This window comes from Mycolicibacterium lutetiense (assembly GCF_017876775.1).
In the GTDB taxonomy this organism is placed as follows: domain Bacteria; phylum Actinomycetota; class Actinomycetes; order Mycobacteriales; family Mycobacteriaceae; genus Mycobacterium; species Mycobacterium lutetiense.
This window is the reverse complement of sequence record NZ_JAGIOP010000002.1, coordinates 2,269,865-2,290,015: the sequence shown is the minus strand read 5'-3', so window position 1 is coordinate 2,290,015 and position 20,151 is coordinate 2,269,865. Positions and strand designations below refer to the sequence as shown.

The 20,151-nt window shown below is 65.8% G+C and carries 16 protein-coding genes; 5 read left to right on the top strand and 11 right to left on the bottom strand.

Translation table 11 applies throughout. From position 1 onward, the window contains the following. Positions 1-46: 46 nt before the first annotated feature. Positions 47-739 (top strand): TetR/AcrR family transcriptional regulator C-terminal domain-containing protein, encoded by a 693-nt coding sequence (locus JOF57_RS20280; RefSeq protein WP_209919369.1) that lies wholly within the window; start codon positions 47-49, stop codon positions 737-739. 39 nt (positions 740-778) lie between these two features. Here JOF57_RS20280 and JOF57_RS20275 read toward each other — a convergent pair whose 3' ends face one another. After that, entirely contained in the window at positions 779-1,393 is a 615-nt protein-coding gene (locus tag JOF57_RS20275; RefSeq protein ID WP_209919367.1) for a DUF4352 domain-containing protein, read from the bottom strand. A gap of 141 nt (positions 1,394-1,534) precedes the next feature. Between JOF57_RS20275 and JOF57_RS20270 the strand changes: the two genes are divergently transcribed. Continuing rightward, the gene (locus JOF57_RS20270) at positions 1,535-2,569 is read left to right on the top strand and encodes a patatin-like phospholipase family protein (RefSeq protein WP_209919366.1); all 1,035 of its coding nucleotides are present in this window, start codon (positions 1,535-1,537) and stop codon (positions 2,567-2,569) included. After that, positions 2,569-3,660 carry a galactokinase gene (locus JOF57_RS20265; RefSeq protein ID WP_209919364.1) on the top strand — a complete coding sequence of 364 codons (1,092 nt, stop codon included), beginning with the start codon at positions 2,569-2,571 and terminating at the stop codon, positions 3,658-3,660. Before JOF57_RS20270 ends, JOF57_RS20265 begins: the two co-directional genes overlap by 1 nt. Here JOF57_RS20265 and JOF57_RS20260 read toward each other — a convergent pair. The 5 genes from JOF57_RS20260 to JOF57_RS20240 all read right to left on the bottom strand — a co-directional run bounded on the left by JOF57_RS20260 (position 3,647) and on the right by JOF57_RS20240 (position 13,595). After that, complete coding sequence (locus JOF57_RS20260) at positions 3,647-4,483, bottom strand: NYN domain-containing protein (RefSeq protein WP_209919361.1); 837 nt, start codon at positions 4,481-4,483, stop codon at positions 3,647-3,649. The two genes, JOF57_RS20265 and JOF57_RS20260, sit on opposite strands and share 14 nt — an antisense overlap. 1 nt (position 4,484) lies before the next feature. Beyond that, complete coding sequence (locus JOF57_RS20255) at positions 4,485-5,474, bottom strand: ABC transporter ATP-binding protein (RefSeq protein ID WP_209919359.1); 990 nt, start codon at positions 5,472-5,474, stop codon at positions 4,485-4,487. A gap of 1 nt (position 5,475) precedes the next feature. After that, positions 5,476-6,525: an ABC transporter permease gene (locus JOF57_RS20250; RefSeq protein WP_209919357.1), complete on the bottom strand. Its 1,050-nt coding sequence runs from the start codon at positions 6,523-6,525 to the stop codon at positions 5,476-5,478. Between the two features lie 99 nt (positions 6,526-6,624). After that, positions 6,625-10,698, bottom strand: a complete 4,074-nt coding sequence (locus JOF57_RS31355) for an endonuclease/exonuclease/phosphatase family protein (protein WP_209919355.1) — start codon at positions 10,696-10,698, stop codon at positions 6,625-6,627. Further along, complete coding sequence (locus JOF57_RS20240) at positions 10,695-13,595, bottom strand: hypothetical protein (protein WP_209919353.1); 2,901 nt, start codon at positions 13,593-13,595, stop codon at positions 10,695-10,697. Before JOF57_RS20240 ends, JOF57_RS31355 begins: the two co-directional genes overlap by 4 nt. Before the next feature lie 240 nt (positions 13,596-13,835). Between JOF57_RS20240 and JOF57_RS20235 the strand changes: the two genes are divergently transcribed. Next, the gene (locus JOF57_RS20235; protein WP_209919351.1) at positions 13,836-14,303 is read left to right on the top strand and encodes a peptidoglycan-binding domain-containing protein; all 468 of its coding nucleotides are present in this window, start codon (positions 13,836-13,838) and stop codon (positions 14,301-14,303) included. Positions 14,304-14,331: 28 nt separating this feature from the next. Here the strand turns inward: JOF57_RS20235 and JOF57_RS20230 are convergent, their stop codons facing one another. Next, positions 14,332-15,924, bottom strand: coding sequence for a serine/threonine-protein kinase (locus JOF57_RS20230; protein ID WP_209919349.1), 1,593 nt, complete (start codon positions 15,922-15,924; stop codon positions 14,332-14,334). A gap of 128 nt (positions 15,925-16,052) precedes the next feature. Here JOF57_RS20230 and JOF57_RS20225 point away from each other — a divergent pair, with 128 nt between their 5' ends. Beyond that, on the top strand, positions 16,053-17,006 hold the full coding sequence (locus tag JOF57_RS20225) for a hypothetical protein (protein ID WP_209919347.1): 954 nt from the start codon (positions 16,053-16,055) through the stop codon (positions 17,004-17,006). On the opposite strand, the gene JOF57_RS20220 is transcribed toward JOF57_RS20225, so the two are convergent. The 4 genes from JOF57_RS20220 to JOF57_RS20205 form a co-directional block, all read right to left on the bottom strand. Then, on the bottom strand, positions 16,999-17,478 hold the full coding sequence (locus JOF57_RS20220; RefSeq protein ID WP_209919346.1) for a hypothetical protein: 480 nt from the start codon (positions 17,476-17,478) through the stop codon (positions 16,999-17,001). The two genes, JOF57_RS20225 and JOF57_RS20220, sit on opposite strands and share 8 nt — an antisense overlap. A 46-nt stretch (positions 17,479-17,524) precedes the next feature. After that, positions 17,525-18,802, bottom strand: coding sequence for a type II toxin-antitoxin system HipA family toxin (locus JOF57_RS20215; RefSeq protein WP_209919343.1), 1,278 nt, complete (start codon positions 18,800-18,802; stop codon positions 17,525-17,527). Then, on the bottom strand, positions 18,792-19,040 hold the full coding sequence (locus tag JOF57_RS20210) for a type II toxin-antitoxin system RelB family anti-toxin (RefSeq protein WP_209919342.1): 249 nt from the start codon (positions 19,038-19,040) through the stop codon (positions 18,792-18,794). Before JOF57_RS20210 ends, JOF57_RS20215 begins: the two co-directional genes overlap by 11 nt. A 119-nt stretch (positions 19,041-19,159) precedes the next feature. Continuing rightward, positions 19,160-20,140, bottom strand: coding sequence for an ERCC4 domain-containing protein (locus JOF57_RS20205; RefSeq protein ID WP_209919340.1), 981 nt, complete (start codon positions 20,138-20,140; stop codon positions 19,160-19,162). Between the last annotated feature and the right edge of the window lie 11 nt (positions 20,141-20,151).

The following is a 20,151-nucleotide window of genomic DNA, read 5'->3' as shown; positions in this document are numbered from 1 at the left end:
ATGCGATGTAGTCTGGCGCTCCCAGTCATTTGGAGGAGTCGTCACGATGGCTAAACAGGCGACCGCGGCACGGCGTGGTGTGGACGGTCAGATAAACCGTTCGGTGATCCTGCAGGCTGCACTGCGACTGGTGGACCGCGACGGCGTCGATGGCCTCTCGATGCGCCGGCTCAGTGAGGAGGTCGGCCGCGATCCTGCCGTGCTTTACCGGCATGTGCCCAACAAGGCCGCGTTGCTCGACGGGGTCACCGAGATGGTGATCGGCCAGCTGCGCGTCGACACCGCCGATCCAGACTGGGCCGGCCAGCTACGAACGGCGGCGCACAGGTTTCGCCAGTTGGCCCTGGATCACCCAAATATCGTGCCGCTGATGGTAACTCGTCCGCTGGCCACCACTCTGGGGCAGCGTCCGCCGGGGATGCTGCGGCCACTGGAGGATGTCCTGACGCTGTTGACAGCAGCAGGATTCTGCGGGACGGATGCCCTGTACATCTACCGAATGCTCTTCGGCTACCTGCACGGCCACATCCTCACCGAGTTACAGGAGGTCGTCGAACGGCCAGAGGAGTCCGACGATGTGCTGCGGCTGGGTCTGCACCGACTGTCCATCACGGAGTTCCCGCAGGTGCGCGCACTGGCTTCCGCGCTGGGGTCCTACGACGGCGCAGCCGAACTCGACCGCGGCCTCGACGTGCTGCTCATCGGGTTGGAGACCACCATGGGCCCACACCCCGGCTGAGGACCGTCCCGGCATCGGGGCGGTCCTCAGGTCGGAGGGCTACGGCATCAGGTTCACGGCCACCCCTCCGGAGAACATCGAGTCGTGCAGCTCGATGCGGGCCGGCGTCGCACCCTGGGGCATGTCGTAGACCAGTTTCACGGTTACGGCGTTGCCGGGGTTGATGTTGTCCCACAGCGGAATATCGGAGTCGCCGAGGGCGATCTGCGCGGACGCGTCCGTCTCGAAGCTGCGACCGTCGGTGTCGAACAGCTTCTGGTTGTCCGGGCTGAATCCCTGGGCGCGGTCACCGATGTTCTGCACGCTGAGCGTGACGATCACGAACTGGCCCTGGGCCCGCTGCTGCAGGTACGGGTTGTCGCCGACCTGGGCCAGGCCGGGTTGGACCGTGCGGACGACGAACTCGAACTTGCCGTCGCGCACCGGGGTGTTCAGCGTGGCCGCCGCAGACTCGGGTTCGGGTGCCGCCGCGGTCGTGGGGACCAGAGCGGCACGGGTGTCGGGCTTGGTGTCCTCCTTGTCGCCGTTGGCGAACGCGGACATCGCGATCAGAAAGATCACGACGCCGAAGATCCACGGCCACTTCCGTCCCTTCTTGGCCGGTGCGACGGGCTGCGGGTACTGACCGGGGGCGGGCGGATAGGGAATGCTCATGTCGTTCCTTCGTGTCTGGTGCCTGGTATCCACGCCAGGCGAACAGGTGAACGTACAAACAGTCACCGACAAGTGCGTGGACTCGGAAACCGGCGCCCCGATGTCCAGCCGAGCGTCAGACTCGCGTGCCAAGCTGGAGATATGGCTGCGAAACGTTCCCCGCACCGCGCCGACCTCGTGCTTTCCGGCGGCGGGGTCAAGGGCATCGGCCTGGTGGGAGCGATCGTCGCGCTCAAGGACGCCGGGTACGCGATCGAGCGGATCTCCGGAACCTCGGCCGGCTCTTTGGTCGGCGCCGTGGTGGCGGCCGCCGAGCAACGCAACGACCTGACCAGTGCGCAGCTGCGCGAGCTCGCCTTGAACGTGCCCTACCGCAAGTTCCGCGACAGCGGGCCGATCGAACGCATCCCGGTGCTGGGGACCGCGTGGGGGTTGCTGCGTGAGACCGGTGTCTATCGCGGGGATTTCGCCTACGACTGGATACGCAGCGAGCTGAAGAACCTGGGCGTCAAGACTTTCGGTGACCTGGCGATCACCGATGATCATCTGCTCCCTGAACGTCGCTACCGGTTCGTGGCCACGGTGACCGACGTGACGACCCAGCAATTGGTTCGTCTGCCCTGGGATTACCGACGTGTCTATGGCCTGGACCCCGACGAGCAACTCGTCGCCGATGCGGTGCGGGCCTCGATGGCCATCCCGTTCCTGTTCAATCCGGTCACACTGAACACCGCTGCGGGCGAGCCGTGCACGCTGGTCGACGGCGGGGTGCTGTCGAACTTCCCGATCGACTCGTTCGACCGTCCCGACGGTGCCGAGCCGCGCTGGCCCACCTTCGGGGCGGCCGTGGTGCCGTACCTGCCCGCGCCCTCGGCCGAGCAGCTCATCCCCGGGTTGGGGATGTTGCGCTGCGGCGAACCGACCTTCCTGGAAAGCCTGCTCACCACCTTGCTGGTCGGTCACGACCAGGCCCATCTGAGCCTGCCGTGGGTGAAGGTGCGTGCGATCCAGGTGGATTCGACCGACGTCGGGGTGCTGGACTTCGACATCACCCGCAACGAGGCCGAGACGCTGTACGACAAGGGCTACGCGGCGACCACGGAGTTCCTGTCCACCTGGGACTGGCCGGCCTATCTGGACCGCTTCCGCCGGGCCCACCGGGTGGATCCGCACTAGTGCGAATCAGATACTCCGCACCGGGCCGGATCAATCTGATCGGTGAGCACACCGACTACAACCTGGGCTTTGCACTGCCGATTGCTCTGCCGCAGCGGACCTTTGTCAGCTTTGATCCGGATTCATCTCGTGCTCTAGAGGTTTCGAGTTCGTTGAGCGACGGGCCGGTGCGGATCGGTCTGGACACCGTGCCGGGAGAGGTGACGGGGTGGGCGGCGTATGTCGCCGGGGTGGTGTGGGCGCTGCGGACTGCCAGGATCGCGGTGCCGGGTGGAACGATGGCGATCACGAGTGAGGTTGAGACCGGGTCGGGGCTCTCGTCGTCGGCAGCATTGGAATGCGCGGTGCTCGGCGCGCTACTTGCCGCAGACGGCGACGATCTCGATCGCGTCGATCAGGCGCGGATTGCCCAGCAGGCGGAGAACGAGTACGTCGGTGCGCCAACAGGACTGCTCGATCAGCTGGCGTCGCTGTTCGGTGAACCCGGACAGGCCATGCTGATCGACTTCCTCGACATCACCGTGCGGCCAGTGCGTTTCGATCCCGGGTCATCCGGGGTGGCACTGCTGTTGATCGACTCCGGGGCCCGGCACGCGCACGCCGGTGGCGAGTACGCGGCCCGGCGGGCATCGTGCGAGCGGGCTGCCGCCGAGCTCGGGGTGGCCTCGCTGCGTGAGGTGTCTGCCTTCGCAGCGCTCACGGCGGTGAGAGATCCGGTCGATGCCCGGCGGGCACGCCACGTGCTTACTGAGAACCAGCGGGTGCTCGATTGTGTTGCCGCGCTGGCGTCGTCGGATTTCGCCGCGGTCGGTGAGCTGTGGACCGCGTCGCATGCCTCAATGCGCGACGACTTCGAGATCACCACACCTCACCTCGATCTGATCGCTGACACTGCGGTGAAGGCCGGCGCGCTCGGGGCGCGGATGACCGGTGGCGGGTTCGGTGGCTGCGTCATCGCGCTGGTGCCGCAGGAGCGGGTGAATGCGGTCGGCGAGGCGGTGTTGGGGGCGGTGCGTGAGGCGGGATATCCGGAGCCTGGCATCACCAGGACGCACGCGGGTGGTGGCGCGGGGCCGGCTACCGCAACTTGACCATGCGCGTCGTCGAGCTTTCGTCCAGCTCGACGACATCGGTCCGTGACCGCAGAAAGTCGCTGAAAGATTTGAAGCCCAAGGACTTCTCACTGAACGACGGGTCCATCCGTTTCATCTGGCGTTTGACCGCGGAGTTGTGCAGCCACTCGACGTCGTCGTCCTTCTCCAGGCCGATCTGAAGGGCGCGGGTGAGCAGCGCGGTGGCCTCGGCCTGCGGGTCGGGTTCTTCCGTCTTACGGGTGCGCTTCTGCTGTCTGGGTTCGGGCTCGGGAGTGATCGTGGGGACTCCGGGAAGCGCGTCGTAGATGACGAACTCGTCGCATGCCGCGGCCAGCGCCCGGCTCGAGGAGCCCGCGACTCCGATGCCGACGACGTAGCGGCCCAGGCGTTTACAGCGCTGGGCCAGCGGGATGTAGTCGGAGTCGCCGGCCACGATCACCACGTGGGTGAGGTCGGGCAGGCGGAACATGTCTTCGACGGTGTCGACGGCCAGCCGGATGTCGGCGCCGTTCTTGCCGTAGGCGGCGGCGGGGAAGAGCTGTACCAGGTCGACGGCGCGGCCGACGAGCTGCTGCCGGTACTCGGCGTTGACCTCGGCCGACCAGTCCGCGTAGGCGCGGGTGAGCACCAACGTGCCGAAGGACGAGGCGAAGTCCAGGATCGCGCCGATATCGACCGTAGCCTTGGTGAGCTTGTCGGGTTCCAGGCCTTTGGCTTTGTCCTTCTGAAATGAGTTGCGGCCGTTGACCTGGTCGTAGCGGGAGATCACGATGTTGTCGAAGTCGAGGTAGACCGCGACGCGGGTGTTGAGTTCGGTCATGTCAGTCCTCGGCTTCGGGTTGCCCGATGAGATTGCGGGCGCCGGTGGGGCCGAGCAGTTCCCGGAACGCCTGGATGGTGTAGCCGATGACGGTGGCGTCGGTCTTCGCGCGCGCGGTGGCCGACCGGGGCAGGCTGAACAACGGCCCCATCTCCCCGAAGTAGTCGCCGGGCCCGACGATCTTGATGACTTCCTCACCGCCGGAGGACAATTCGCGGACCAGGTCGATCTCGCCCTCGCTGATGATGTAGATCAGGTCGCCCATCTCGCCCTGGGAGAACAGCACCTCGCCGGCCTCGATGGTCGTGGTCTCGGTGTTCTGATGCTCGACGGCGACGTGTGGAACAAGCTCCACCACGTGGTCGGCCAGGGGCAGGATGCGGGTGTCGTGGGTGGCGACGACGACGACGTGCTCGCCGCTGGCGAGCTCACGGATGAGCCGCAGCACTTCCTCCACCTGAATGAAATCCAGGTGCGCGGTCGGCTCGTCGGCCAGGATCAACGGAGGATCGAGCGCGATGGCACGGGCCACCGCGACGCGTTGCTGCTGCCCGCCGCTGAGATCGCCGGGGCGGTGGTGCAATCGGCTCTCCAGGTTGACCCGCGTGAGCAGTTCGGTGGCGCGTTCGCGGGCTTCATGCCGTGTCTTGCCGGCGGCGCGCAGGGGCACCATCACGTTCTCCAGCGCGGTCAGGCTGGGTACCAGGTTGAAGGCCTGGAACACGATGCCGACGGTGTCGCGCCGGTAATCCGAGAGCGCTTTCTTGTCGAGCGTCGTCACGTCGATGTCGCCGAATTCGATCCGGCCCGCGGTCGGCTTGAGGATCCCGCCCAGGCACGATAGGAGCGTCGTCTTCCCGCAACCGCTGGGGCCCAAGAGAATTGACAGCGATCCGGCGGGGACCTCAAGGTCGAGCCCGTCGATCGGGCGTACCGCGTAGCCGCCGCTGGAGTACTCCACGACGAGGTCTTTGACGACTAAGTCGGCCATGTCAGGGTCCTCGGAATGCCAGGGCTGGGTCGACGTTCACGGCGCGGCGCAGGCCGGCCACACTGGCCAGCAGGCCGACCACGACGGCGACGATCGGTAGCGCGACGAATGCCACGGTGGGCACGTCGCAGCGCATCGGGAAGAGCGGTCCGAGCAGCAATGACAGCCCCGCGCCCAGCACCGCTGCCAGCAGTGCGACCGTCACGGCCTGCATCGCAAGGCCGGCCATGATCGATCGGCTTGCCACGCCGACGGCCTTGAACACCGCGAAGTCGCGGGTGCGTTCCAGCGCCGACAGATAGATCACCGAGCCGACGATCAACACCGCGACCGCCCACAGCAGGCCGGCCATCAGGCTCATTGCCTGGTTGGCGCCCCGCAGTGGGCGCACCATGTCGTCGATGGCGCCGGACCGGTCGACGATGCGGAATTCCGGTGGCGGCGGGCCCGGGGTACCGACGATGCCGACCGAGGAGATCAGCTTCTGCCCCGAGAACAGCAGTTGTTGGGCGCCGGGCACCGTCAGGTAGATGTTGTCCTGGGCGGCCAGGGCGGTGAGGTCGTCGACCAGGCCGACGACGCGCAGTTTGGCCGCCCCGACCGGGACATCGGAGCCGATCGGCTGGTCCATCGTCGTCGATACCGCGACCTCGTCGGGCGCGTGCGGAGCCCGGCCTTCCTTTAATGCCGGTGTGCCCGGGCCGGCATCGGGTACCCCGAACACATTCACGTTGCGCGGGGTGCCGTTGTTGGGGATCGTCGAGGAGCCGTAGACGAGCGGGACGGCTGCGGTGACGCCGGGCAGGCGCGCGGCACGCTGGACGTCGGTGGGCGGCAACGGTGCCGAGCCGAGGAACGGGCCCGCCGCACCCTCCTTGATCATGTAGGCGTCGAGGCCCAGCGCGTCGACACTGCGTTCAGCCTCGACGCGGAAACCGTGAGCCAGGCCCGTCAACACCAACGTCATGGCAAAGACCAAGCCGGTGCCGACGGCGGCGATCAGGAATCGCCGTCGCCGCCACTGCAGATCGCGTAACGCCGCCATCAACACGTCAGTGCCCGCCGCATCTCTGCCGACGTTACCGAGGTGGATGTTGCTGGAGGTGGTTATTGGGGCGTTTGGTCACACGAGCGACCGAGGATCGACGGGTCAGCCGGTGGCGCTGTCCACCTGAACAGTGATGTCGAGGACGTACTCGCCGCCGTCCCCGAGCAGCACGGGCATCCCGATCAGTGCCTGTCCGGTGTCGGCGATCGCGCACAGGTCGTCGTGTTCGAAGGTGCGTGAGACCCGTCCCAGAGCGTCGTCGGCGGAGAGCGTATCGATTTCGAGGCCGCCGACAGCGACGGTCAGGTCACCGGGATCGCCGACGTTCACCACGAGGTTCAGGCTTCGGGCGTCGCCGGCTCCGACGTCGTCGATCTCGCCGGTCGACACGATTTGGGCGCGGCCCCTGCCCGGCAGCACGCTCATGGTGAACCTGACCTCGTCGTCGCCGGGACCGCCGGTCGTCTGCAGGCAACGGAACCCCGTCAGCGTCACCGTGACATCGAGCGGCCGCTCTGTCGGTAGCTGTTCGGTGGTGGTGTCGATGGTGGCCTCGACACCGTAGTGGTCCGACATGTCACGGCCGCGGGTCCACTGTTCGACGAGCACGCGCGAGGAAGAGACATGTTGCTGGTACAGGATTCCGGGGAAGGCGAAGATGTAGTCGAGGCGCTCGGAGCTCGACCCGAACCGCTCGCCGGCGTCGGGTTCGCGGGCCGGATGGTCCGGCTGGAACGACGAGATCTTCGACGAGTCGCTTTCGCTTGTCGCCAATGGTCTCGGGACCGGTGTGCCGATCGCCGGGGCCGTATCTCCGGGCGTGCCGAGGGCGGATACCAGGAAGTCGTAGAGGTCGCGATGCTTGAAGAACTCGACGTTGAAATCGCCGAACAACAGGGCGGGTCCCATCGGGTCGCGGCTGGCGCGGATGAACGCTGCGAGGTGGCGGATCTGGCCCTCGACCGCGTGCCGCGCACCTGCGGTGGTACCGCCGACCGTCGGCTCGGCGGCCTGGGTGTGGGTGAGGAAAGTATCTATCGGAGTGGGGTTTCCCCTCGGCTGGATGCGGGCGTGCAGGACGCCTTTGTTGGCCAGGCAATCGTCACCCGAGCATTGGCGGTACACCGTGGACCCGGCCGCAATGATCGGGTGCCGGCTCAGCAACAGGAGACCGCCGTCCATCAGCTCGATGTCGCCCAATGGGGTCTCGATAAGTGGGTCGCGCGGGCCGACACGGCTGTAGGGGTAGATGTCGGCCAATTCCTCGGTCACCCGGGAACGGTCGGAGTCGGTCCACATCTCGCTGAGCCCGACGATGTCGGGTTGGCGTTGCCGCAGGATCGCGATGAGGTGCCCCAACGCGCGATCGCTGTCGACGCCCTTGTACAGCGGCCCCGGCAGCAGACCCATGTTCTGTGCGTAGATGGTCAGCGGGGTGTCATGTTTCAGAGTCCCGAGTCGGCCGCCCAGTGTCCGGGTTCCGTTGACGACGTCGTGGATCACCGATCTGTCCTGGTGGTGAATGACATACCGATCCTGCTGCCACGTGATGCGGGCGAACGGGTTGCGGTAGCGCGGGAATTCGTCCTCGACCAGATTCGCCCCCGCGTACCGGGACGGTCCGTCGTAGTCCATGATCAGCCAGTCACCGTGGGGCACCGCGTAGGAACAGGTGAGGGGCCCCAGGCCGTGGACGCCGGTGAGGTGGACGCGTGATCGGGTGACCGCCGCGATGAATTCGCTGAACCCGCCGAACTCTGCGGCATCGCCTACCTGGGTGATGAACACGTTGGTGGGACCCTCGGCCCGGATCTCCCGGTCCTGCCACGGGCCGCCGCTGCCCCAGTCGGTTTCCAAGGCGCTGAACAAGCCCACGTAGCTGTCGCCGACGGCGCCGAAGAACCACCGCGCCGAGTCGAGATTGCACCGGGCCGGTTCCGGGCCGATGCACGTGTCGAACTGGTGTTTCGGAAACCACGCGTGGGTGCGTTCGCCGAACAGCAGCCGCTGAATCTCCTTGGCCTGGTAGGCGATGATCGCACTGCCGCCGTGCTGGACGACCCGGGGTTGCACCGCATTTCCGGTCCACCAGTTCGGGCCGTCGTGCCCGGCCGGGAAGATCTTCTCGTCGACGTCCAGATCGGGAATGGCGAGGGCGCCCACCAGTAGGCCGATCGGCCCGCCGACGATCAGGCCGAGCATCGCCCATGCGGTCGAGCCGATGCCGAAGGTCAGCCGGCCTCCCGCTGACGGATACGACGTCCACACCATCGCGCCGTTGGACAGTGCGGCCACACACGGCATGCTCTGGAAACTGAGCTGGCCCCGGCGAAAGTTCTGGACACTCGCCAGCATCGCGCCACCGCAGTGGTGGGTGTAGATGTTGGCCCGGGACAGGACCGAGCCTTCGGTGATGACGGAGGCCATGTCCGCGGCGTCGACTTCGTGGAAGTCAGGGATCGACGAGGCGAGAGCCGCACCGCCCGCGGCTCCGGCGATGGCACCCACCGGGCCGCCGACAGCGAATCCGACTGCTGCGCCGGCTATTCCGCCGAGGATGCCCGCACCGACGTCCTCGGCGGTGTCGATGAGGGCCGCGGCGTTCTGGATCTGCGGGATGATCGTGGAGAAGGGCGGGGTGTCGAGCAGTCCGTAGTCGGCGCACACCTTGTGCGTTCCGAGCACCGTCTGCTTCGTCGCGTAAGCCGCACGACTCCACCAGAATTCCATGTCATCGGGGGTCGAGTAACCCACCCCATAGTGGTGGGCTTCGTCGAAGTTGATGGATACCCGGGTGCGGCTGGTGAAACGGTCGGGTGGACGTTGCGCGATGCGGACCAGAACGTCGGCCGGTTCGTACGACGGCGATGTCGCGAGGAAGATCGCCGCGTTGCTGACGCCGACGTAGTGACCGGTGGTGTTGAAGAGCAATTCGCCGCAGTCACGCACTGATTGGCCCCATGAGCAGTTCTTGTGTTCGAAGTACGCCCGCCCCGCCGAGCCGGCGAACGCGCCGCCCTGTTGGTTGACCGCGAGGTCGAAGATGAGCATGTCGAGGACCATCGCGGCTTTGACCCGGACCACTTCGTCGACGGCGAAATCCGCCAGGTTCAGCAGCGGCAGTAGGTCTTCCACGTAGTAGCCGGGGGCATTCCATTCCGCGAACCCCAGGCGCAGGCGTTCATCGAGCCAGCGCAGCGCGCGGGCGCGTCCCTGATCGCGATGGTCGGCACCGGTCACGTCACCCTTGCGGAGCGGACCGTTCGGCCCGTCCTTGCGGTAGTTGCGGGCGGAGATGAACATGTCGTCGGGCCAGAACTGGCCGGCGAGGTATTCCGCTGTCGCGAACAGCAGCCGGTGGTTCTCCGACCAGTACGTCATGTCCGCGCCCGGATCCATCTTCTCGTGGATGTTGATGCGTTTGCCCTCGTCGGTGGATTGCTCACGAATCTCTTTGGCGGTACCCGAGAATTCTTGGCACCGGAACGGGTCGTCGAACCAGTATTTGAACGAGGTGAACTTCTCGTGCAGCTGGGCGGCCGCATCGGCCGGGAAGTTGGCGTCGCAGCCGAGATCTTCGGGGCCGCGCCACCGCAATGCGTCGTCGCGCAGGTGTTCTGGGGTGTCGGCGAACAGGTACAGCATCCGCAGGAGTTCGTTGGCGCCGAAGTCGGCGGTATCGAGCAGATACTCCATGTGTAGCGATTCCAGTTGCGGCCCCCAGTAGGTGGGGATGTCGATGTCGGTCTTGCCCCAGCCGAACAGCTCGTCGATCCGATCGGGATAGGCACGAGCCAGGGTGATCCGCGCAATCGCCGCGCTCCGGTTGTCGCCGCGCAGCCGCTCGGCGAGCCTACGGACTCGCTCGTCGGGAGGCAGCTCGCGAAGGGCCTGCTGAACCTCCACCAAAGGCGGATCGAGTTGGCGCATTCCGACGTCGTGGATCGCGTCGCACACGGTGGCGTAGCCGGCTTCGTAGCGGCTGACCATCTCGGGTGGGTCGCTATCGGGCTTCTTCACCGGGTGCTCGCGGCGTTCCGTGGCGATCCATTCATCGAACCGTTCGGACCGGATGAACGCTTTGACGGCAATCCGTTCCAGGTAGTCGATTCGCCGTGCATCGTAGTCGATCTGATCGGCGCCGGCCGCCATGCCGGGTGGACCGAAGGGTCTCACGAGAATGCGGCGTCGGTCGACTCGGTCCAGCTGCCCCCGCTGAGGGTCCATTTCGGCATCGAGCCGTCGGGCCGGGCGCGGACCAGATCGGAGGCCACCCGGAAGGTCCACGGATCGCCGACGGGGGTCTGCCCGTCGTCGCTTCCGGACTGGGCCTGTAGGTCGTTGACGAGCGAAACCCACAGCGGACCGCCGACATCCAGCTGTTCATCGGTGGTGGGGATGACGCCGGTGTGCAGAAACTTCTCGAAGGCCTCCTCGAATCCGCGGCGGATGGGGATGATCACCCGCGCGGAACCGGAGGTGAGGAACCTGGCGAAGTCCCGATCGGATTCTGCGGACAGCAGCTTGCTCACCCAGGAGGCCTGGGCGCCCCAGAAGTAGGGGTGGAAGGCGTAGGCGACGCGGTCCCACTCGACCGCGTGCTCGAAGAACCGGATGTAGGGCGAGAGACCCGCGACGGCCGCGGTATTGGGATACGGGAAGCCCATCGCGTCGATCTGGTTGGCGTTGAAGCCGCCGAAGTTCTGCGCTGTCAGGACCTCGAGCGCGGTGCGTTTCATCTCGGTCGTGACGATTGTCGCTTTACGGGCCGGCGTCAGGCTCTGCAGGAAGATCCGGGTGGCTGCGTCGCGGTTGGCCACCGCCTCTTCGTATTCCTCAAAGCGGCGCCGGTTGGCGTCGAGGATCTGGCCGTGGGCCTTGACCTGCCAGGCCGACGTCGTCTCTTCGGTGGCCTGGCAGACGATCTCGATGCCGACGGTGACCTCGGAGGCACCAAAGTTGACACCGTCAGCCGTCACGTGGATCGCCACCGGGATGCTCTCGGTTTCCTTGTCGAGTTTCCCGGTCTTGGAATACCAGCCGTTCGGTTCGGCGATGGAGAAGCTCTTGTTACCGATCGACACGCGCATCCAACCGGCCGGATAGCTGCTCGCCGAGATGCGTGCCCGGTAGCTGACGGCGCGGTAGCCACGCGGGATGCGTGTGGTGCGTGCCTCGGCGGCAGTCAGGGTGTTGACGGCTGCTTCGTTGGAGAACTGGTCTTTCGACTTCTGACCGAAGGCTTCGGTGACGATGAGGTATTCCGCGGGCGGGGTGTCCACGCCGGTTGCGTGGTGTCCGGTGGCGTAGTAGTCCCAGTTGTCGACGTTGAGTTTGGAGGAGTCGAGTGTGAATTTGGCGGGCCGGGTGGGTAGTCCGAGCCCGCTGCGGGGACGGCCGACGGCCTCGCGGAACACCGCCGCGGGTTCGGGGACGACGATGTCATACAGCAAGCGGGTCCCGTAGCTGAAAGTCTGTGCCGAGTACACCTTGTCGAGCCACTGGTACACGCCGTAGGTCGACGTGTTGCCCGCGGTGTTGTCGATCAGATGCTGGTGGGTTTCTTCGGTCTCATGAATCTCACGCAGCTCGGCGAGTTTTCGGGTGCGTCGGCTCGATGAGGACGACACCTGGTCGGTGACCGACTTGGCGAAGCTGCTGGGGCCTTCGGCGGCGACGGGGCCGATGCCCGGGCCGACCGCCTGCACCGTTGTGTGGGAGTTGTCGGTCTCGGCGATGGACTGGGCCTGCGTGGTCAGGTCGAGCGACTCGGATTCGGTGGTGGTCGTCGTCTCGGTGCGGTCCAGGCGGCGCACCTCGTGGGTGAGTTTCTCGTGTGCGATGGTGTTCTCGATGTGGGCGATCTCGGATCGCTCGTACTTGGCGATGTGGGTGCGCACCAACAACAGGTCAGCGACCCCCAGTGGCTTCACCTCGACGTGTGTCGCCGGAGGCGTGGTGTTCACGGGCTGTGGAACTTCGGGGTCGTCGACCGGATCGAGGGCCCACTTTGAGAAGTCGAGCTGCGGCATGATCGGGACGATCCCTGTGAGACGCGCCAACGATCCGGACAAGGTGCGCAATCGATTTCCGACATTGATGTGCTCGATCTCGACCCGGTCGAACATCTCGCCGACGGTGTTGGTGGCCACGTTGAGGTTCAGACCCGTCAGCGTCTGCTTGACCGGATTCGGCAGGAGGTTGAGCGTCCCGGCCGAGAAGAGGACGTTGCGCCGGTCGGCGGCGCGCAACAGTTGCGAGATCGGCTGCCGCTCATCGGGGGTTTGCACCGGCTGCTTCACGTCAGCGTTCACGTCAGCGGCATGGGCCGGCCCGTCCGCCGCGATGGCCGGCGAGGAGGGGCGCGGGTGATAGAGGTCGATCAGCGTCTTGCGGACATTGCCTTCGGACAGGTCGAGTTCGTCTTCGGCGTGATACTGAAATTGATTCAGCGCGGTAGTCAGGTTCTGATGTTGGGCGCTCAAGGTATTGATCTGGGTGGCCAGCGCCTGGGCCTGCTCGGCTGGTGTCGGCTGCGGAGTTCCGGCCGCGGCCTTGGAGAGCAGCGGCGGCAGGTAGCCGGGCAGGGCAATCGGTCCCGACACGATAGCCTGCAGCTGAATTCTGCTGGGGGATCGGCGAAGTACCGCGTCGGCCACACCGTAGGCATGGACCAGGGTTTGCGCAACCTTCGGATTCGGCCCGGTGGCGAGCAGGTATCGGGCGAGCACGCTGTCGCGGGCAAAGATCGCATCCGTGGCGAATGCGTCGGGGTCGTTGCCGAGGATGCGCCGGACTTCTGTCTTGACGGTTTCGACCGGTGGCAGCGGTGCGCTCTGCAGCCGCTTGGTGAGGTCGATCAGTTCCTGGCCGTGTGCGACCTGCGCCGGCTGGGACAGGAAGGTTGCGGCGACAAATCGATCCGCCAGTGCCGCCGCATCTTTGCGGGGCTGCGTCGACGTTCCGAGCGCCCGCAGGGAAGTCTGAAATGCGGACTGCGTATCGAGAGTGAGCTCAGGGCGATCCGCCGGATTGTGGGGCCGTAGCGCAGCGAACTTCAGGATGGTGTCCACGGTGATCTCCCCTTCGACAGGTGTCGGCGCGCTGTCCGCGCGAAGTCGTCACCGCAAGTATTGGGTCGTCGCCGAGGATTGCCACGAGTAGTGGACTACCCGAATCACCGTCACCCGCACCACAAGTTGGCTGGTGGCACGCCAGGCAAGTTGAGTAGCGGCCTACTCTATTGGCCCCTGCTCGGATCTGTGAACCTGATGTCATGCCGGTGCTGCCGCATCGCAGGGAAGGGGACCACCATGAGCGACCAGACCATCAAACTCGGTTCGACGGGCGAGGCAGTCGTGAAGGCGCAACGCGAGCTCATGCTGCGCTACTACCTCCCGCCGGGAAGCGATGACGGTACATTCGGCCCGATCACCCGGAACCGGGCGCTGCGATATCAGCTGGACCGCGCCGATCACGAATACCAGTCGCTGTCGTTCCCGCTCGACGTCGACGGGGTGGTCGGCACGAAGACCTGGGCGCGGCTCGCACCTGCTGTGGTCAAGCGGAACGACGAAGGGGATTCGGTCCGGTTGGCCCAGGAGATCCTCAAGCATTACGGACGCACCGCGTACGACCCGGGAACCGTCGACGGGAAGTTCGGCGATTCGACCGAGACCGCCGTCACCAACTTTCAGCGGGACCACTCCGAGCCGGACGGCAGGCCCCTCGATGTGGACGGCATCGTCGGACCGAGGACCTGGCGCGCGCTCTGGAGTTGAGCTGTCGTCCGATTCGAGTCGACGCCAATCAGTTGAACGCGGTGCTGCCGGCCACGGCGTGCGTCGTGCTGACCAGCTTCGCGTAGCAGTGATTCCGATCGAAACCGTGGTCGCTGCACCAGGCCAACGCGCCCCTTGCCTCGGAATAGGAGATAGGCGCGATGGTGACCCAGAAGTTGGGCGCGTCGAACGTCGACCAGTCGCCTGACCACAGCAGCTTGGCGCCATACTCCTGGCGCAGCCGCAGGTGCTCCTCCAACGTCAACGCGTTGTCCCACACCACACCTTGGTCGACGACGCCCGGCCGCTTGGAACTCAACTGCGGCACCCATCGATCGGCGCCCTGGGTGCTCACGACGGTGTGGTCTCCCAGCGAGATCTGGCGTAGTTGAGCAGAACTCGACGTTTCCGGGTTGCGGGTTGTCGTCGGTGTGTACGTCGGCGTGTACGACGGTGTGGAGGTCGGGGATGCCGGCACCGTCTTGTACACCGTCGGCCCCGCGACTGTCACACTCGGTGGTGGCGTGAGTGCCGATGTCTGTGCTGGTGACGAGTTGACCGCCGGTGCAGGGCTTTTCGAGAGCAGCAGACCGATGACGAGGCCCACCGCGCCGAGCAGAAGCGCAGCCACCAGTCCGACGGCCGCCAGCGGCACCAGTGATTGCCGCGGGGGCGGGCCGGGTTCGACGGGGCCGGAGGCGATGTGCCCGACGACGGGAGGTGCGGCGAGCAGGGGCGGTGAAATATACGGCGCCATCATGGTTTCGGCGGCGGCCGCGATCGCCTCGTCCGTCGTGTGCAATGCGCGTTGCGCGGCGCGACCCAATGCGCCGGCACTGCCGTAGCGGTCATCGGGTTCCTTGGCCATGCCGCGCGCGATGACGGTGTCGAGGGACGTCGGGATTCCCGAGTGGGCCGTACTCGGCCGTGGTGGCGGGGTCGAGAGGTGTGCCGCGATCAGCTGTTCGTGGCTGTGGGCGGGGAATGGCGCATCGGCGGTCAGTGCCTCGTAGAGCACGCAGGCCAGCGAGTAGGTGTCAGCGGCCGGTGAGCACGGCCCGTCGCCGAACCGTTCCGGTGCCATATAGCTGAACGAGCCGATCCGCACGTCTGCCTGGGTCAGGCCCGAATCGCCTTGGGCCTGAGCGATGCCGAAGTCCAGCAGATAGGCGAAGTCCGCAGAGGTGACGATGATGTTCTGCGGCTTGACGTCGCGGTGGATCAGCCCGCGAGCGTGGGCGGCATCCAGCGCGGCGGCGATCTGCTCGACGATGGTTGCCGCGCGCCGCGGCTCGAGAGGGCCGGTGTTGATGAGGTCGTGCAGGGTCTGACCGCGGACCAGGCGCATGTCGATGTAGAGGTTCCCGTCGACCTCGCCCCAGTCGTGGATCGGCACGACATGGGGCTCCTCCAAACCCGCCGCTGCCTGTGACTCGCGGAGGAACCGGGTCCGGAACTGCTCGTCGTGCGCAAACTCCGCGCGGAGGATCTTCAACGCGACGGTCCGGCCCTTGTCGGTGTCGACAGCCTCGTACACCTCGCCCATGCCGCCGCGGCCGAGCAGCGCAGTCAGCTCGTACTTGCCGAAACGGCTCCCCACACCCGGGGTGTTCTCGACCATCGTGTGCCTCCTCGACTGGCGAACAGGCGAACGTAGCGCGGGGTGCCGACAAGTCGATTCGCGTTTGCGGGTCCCGTAGGCCGAATTGGCGCGTCGCCGGTGACGGCACCGGCCGTAGGCTCATCACCATGCGATTCGCCCCCGTTGGCGCCGCGCTGCTCGCCGCGGTGATGATTGGCGTGAGTGGCTGCACCGGTGCGCCCGACCGTGAACAGGAAGCACTCGACATCAAGAACCGCATCGCGGCGATGCCGGGGGTAACCGAAGTCGACGTGATCTATGACAACGGCATCCTGGAAGGCACTCGGTTCGAACTCGACGTTGCCATGGAGCAGGCAACCGATCAACAGGTCGGCGCGGTGGCCGCCCAACTCGACGAGCTACGCGGCAACGATTTCGCGAAGTTCGACCAGTCGATGAAGATCAGTGTGGCCAAATGGACTTCGATCTCCGGAAGCGTCGATCTACCCGATGACGTCGAGCAGGTGACCGGGCTGGTGCGTCGCCTTCGGTCCGAGGCTCCGGCCGGAGAAATCAGATGGTTCAGCGGCGCCGGGCCCGATGCATCGAAGATCGAGGTTCGGGATGCCGAGGAATCTGGTGCCGCCGTCGACGCGATCCTGCGGATCTTCGCCGATCGGCCACCCAGCGACATCGAAGTCTCCCCAGGCGACCGGGTCGGTGATGCGCACTGGAAGATCTTCACCCGGTTGTCACCGGCCGACAAGCAACGCATCGACCGGCAATTGGCTGCGGCGGCGCCCGTCGACCCTGGGTGGGTCAGCGTCCGGGACAGACGGGTCGTGCACCTGACCTTCGGTGTGCCGAGCCGGGCGACCGCCTACCAGGACATAGTGCGGACCATCCACGCGACCGAGGCCGGTCCGGAGCATCCTGTCAGTCTCACCTGGGGCTGGAACGGCGACCGGGCCCGCTTCGACGAGCCGCGTTGGGCGGGCAGCGCCATGATCGGCAAATGCGAGTACTTCAACGGCGACCGCACGAAGTCCGAACCGCTCGTGCCGGAAGCGTTGGCGCTGCAGCAGCGCATCCGCGACGAGTTCGACACCTGCCTCAAGTAACGGGCGTCAGCTTGATCGCGGCGAGGTGCTCTCGGTCGACCGCGTCGGTGAACTCCTCCAGCGTGGGGATGCGCTGATCGCGGAACGTCAACCCCATCATCCGCTGGCCGCGTTTGACGCCATAGGACTCGGCACAGCGGTGAAACAGATCCGCCACGGTCGCGGGATCGTGAATGAGTTCGCCGTGCATGGATGTTGACTGCCCGTCGTGCAGGACCTCGGCGGTGGCGCCGTCGCGGAAGTTGTATTTCCATGCCGCGTCGGTCAGCGCATAGAGAGTGCTGTCGATGACGTGTGCGCTCAACGGAATTGCATACTGCCGTCCGGTCTTTCGGCCGCGCACCGTCAGCACCATGAACTGTTTGCGCGCGGAGCCGGTGAACGGCGTCCGCACCAGCACTCGTAGGATCGGGTTGACGACGCGCAGCATCGCCTTCGGCGGGTGGGCCACGGTGACCGCGGGCTCTGTCATGTCCTCACGCTATGCCGATTGTTCGACGCTGCCCAGGTGCGGCCGTCTATGCAGTGCTGACGTTGCCTGTTGGCCAGGCACGCCGAACCCACATCGCCTCGAGGTTGGGCTTGACGCGCTCAGCCCCTGGCGGCAGGGGCACCGAATCGATCACGTCGTGCACATCTTCCATGCAGGACTGCACGATTGAGCCTGCACGACGCTCAGACATTCCCCAGGAGGCTGCTTCTCGTGCCAGGTCGTCGACGTCGATAACGTCGATCGAGGTCTTGCCATTGATGACATGCCCGGTGCCCTTGTACTTGGAATCAAGATATGCGGTCGGTGCCGCGTCGTAGAGCGGTGCCAGGGATACCTGACCCCGTTGGTCGATCATCAGTGAGTAATTCTTGGAGTGCGCGTCTCCGTTGCCGATCACGACATTGAATGTCACGGCTCGCAGCAGCGTTGCGCGAAGATCATCGGGGTCTGCGGCACGCGCGGCGGCTGTCCGGGCGATCCGCTTGAGGCGCGACCCATGGCGTTTGGACTCGGCGGTACTTTCGTATTTGGCTTGTGGCGGAAGGCCTATCGCCTGGCAGAAGTCCTCTTGATGCCGACGTTGTCCAGCTGCGGTGCGGTCGTAGCGGGTGACAACAATCGCCGCGCGGTCTTCGAATGTTGCGAGCCGCGATTCCGCAGCTGCTAAGTTGGCGGCGCGGGCGACGTGCAATGCCCAGTTCTCGGTCTGGATGAGGTGGGAAAGCGCTCCGCTCAAGGGTTCCGGTTTGATGATGTGCGTCGAGGCGGCACCTTGCTCGGGCCAACCCCAGCTGCCGTCATCGAATGTGGTGAGTAGCACCTTGTCCTGGATGCCGGCCAATGACGCTTGCGGTGTGGCGCCCTCGGGCAGGTGATAGGTCGGCAGGTCCGCAATGAGCCGTGTTACTTCGTCCTCGGTGAGCCGGCGGACATGACCCGGACCGGGAGCCAACCTGGTGTCGAGAATCTGTACGGCTCCAGCGCATTCGGCCCCGACTCGGCGAAGCAGCTCCATGCTGTCGGTGACGGGCACCCGAGCGTCAGCGGCGATCTGTTCGCGCAGATTGCCTTCGGGTAGGAGACCCGCGAGAAAAGCCGATACCGGCATCCCAGCGCCGGGGCTCTTGCTGTCAGCGACCGGCCGGCGAGTGATCGGTAGCGCCAGCGACAGCACACGACTGCCTTCACCGAAGGTATCCAGGGCATCTTCGGTGAAGTCCAGGCGGTAACGGAATCGCGTTGGCTCTCGTAGCTGCGCGATGTGCGTTCCATACAGCCACACGTTGAGTGACCTAGTGGCCATCGAGCACCGCTACGCGTGCGAATTTGGGTGCAATCGCGATCGCATGGCCGCATTCCGACAATGCCCGCAACGCCGTGTCGACGCTGACGGATTCACCGCGTTCGAGGCGCGAGATCGTCATCCGGGTGACCCCGATGCGGTCTGCGAGTTCGTCCTGACGTAGACCCTTTGCATGACGGAGGGCACGGATACGCTCACCGAACTCTGCGGTGTCGTATAGCAGTGCTTCGTGATGCATTTATCGAGCATAGCAATCAATACCTTGAATGCTCACTATTTCGATCATTGGGCCTAATGGTCGGAATGCTCGAAATATCACGCATGGCGAGGCGTGCCTCAGCTTCAGCTTCGGGCGGGTCAGTGGGCGTCCTGCCATGCCTGCCAGATGTCGGGGCGGAGGCGGCCGCGGTCGGGAACTGTCAAGCCTGCTTCGCGGGCCCAGGCTCGGACGTCGGCGGTGCTCGGTTGGGAGGATGGTGTGCTTTGATCGACGACGGTGACGTCGACGCGTACTTGTGAAATACGTTGCAGCGCAGATTGTTCTGCGAGTGCCCAGGCATGTGAGGCCGCGAGAAACCGGTAGGTCCATTCCTCGGCGAGTTGGCGGGCTTCGCAGAACACGATCGGGACGTTCGGCCAGCGGACCTGCACTTCGGCGAGCCCGTCGGCGACCACAGCGGGACGCACGTAGTCGAGTTTGAACAGCTGCGAGTAGCGGTCTTCGACGACGACCGCTGCCCGGGGGAGGGCGGCCAGGTCGGCGAGTTGATAGCGCAGTCTGCCGCTGGTGAGGCTGGAGGTCAGATCGGCCAGGGATTTGCGTTCCACGCTGGCGACCAGCATGCCGTCGATGACCACGCCGTAATCTCCGCACGGCAGCGCCTGCTGCACGGTGGTGACCTGCTGAGCGCCGAACTTGTAGGCGTAGCGCTCGTGGCTGTCGATCACGATCTGCAGCTCGTCGATGCCCTGGGCGCGTGCCGTCGGGGTCCGCACGTTCGGGCGCGCCTGCTTGCGGGTGCGCGGCGACTGCCAGAACACCGCGTCCCGGCCGCGGGCGGTGGTGAACACCAGCTGGGAGCGGTTCTCCCGAGCCCGCTGCAAAATGACGTCGATGGCCGCACCCCGGCGCTGGCACGACCGCATTTCGAGGCGTTCGACGATCACCGCGTCGGACGGCCACTCATCAAGCCCGACGGGATGGCAATACAGCGCCTTGGCTCGGGGCCACGTCCCCGACGTCCGAAAGAGCAGGTCACCACCGGGTTGTGGAATCCGCAGCAGGTAGCGCAGCCGGGAGCTTTCATCGGGGTTGAGGGCTATGACTAACTCGGCCACACCGCGATTCT

Excerpts from the sequence above, each read along its gene's own strand:
- JOF57_RS20225 (WP_209919347.1), top strand. The coding sequence starts at position 16,053 with ATGCGATTCGCCCCCGTTGGCGCCGCGCTGCTCGCCGCGGTGATGATT.
- JOF57_RS20215 (WP_209919343.1), bottom strand. The coding sequence starts at position 18,802 with ATGGCCACTAGGTCACTCAACGTGTGGCTGTATGGAACGCACATCGCG.
- JOF57_RS20230 (WP_209919349.1), bottom strand. The coding sequence starts at position 15,924 with ATGGTCGAGAACACCCCGGGTGTGGGGAGCCGTTTCGGCAAGTACGAG.
- JOF57_RS20260 (WP_209919361.1), bottom strand. The coding sequence starts at position 4,483 with ATGACCGAACTCAACACCCGCGTCGCGGTCTACCTCGACTTCGACAAC.
- JOF57_RS20235 (WP_209919351.1), top strand. The coding sequence starts at position 13,836 with ATGAGCGACCAGACCATCAAACTCGGTTCGACGGGCGAGGCAGTCGTG.
- JOF57_RS20220 (WP_209919346.1), bottom strand. The coding sequence starts at position 17,478 with ATGACAGAGCCCGCGGTCACCGTGGCCCACCCGCCGAAGGCGATGCTG.
- JOF57_RS20210 (WP_209919342.1), bottom strand. The coding sequence starts at position 19,040 with ATGCATCACGAAGCACTGCTATACGACACCGCAGAGTTCGGTGAGCGT.
- JOF57_RS20255 (WP_209919359.1), bottom strand. The coding sequence starts at position 5,474 with ATGGCCGACTTAGTCGTCAAAGACCTCGTCGTGGAGTACTCCAGCGGC.
- JOF57_RS20270 (WP_209919366.1), top strand. The coding sequence starts at position 1,535 with ATGGCTGCGAAACGTTCCCCGCACCGCGCCGACCTCGTGCTTTCCGGC.
- JOF57_RS20280 (WP_209919369.1), top strand. The coding sequence starts at position 47 with ATGGCTAAACAGGCGACCGCGGCACGGCGTGGTGTGGACGGTCAGATA.
- JOF57_RS20275 (WP_209919367.1), bottom strand. The coding sequence starts at position 1,393 with ATGAGCATTCCCTATCCGCCCGCCCCCGGTCAGTACCCGCAGCCCGTC.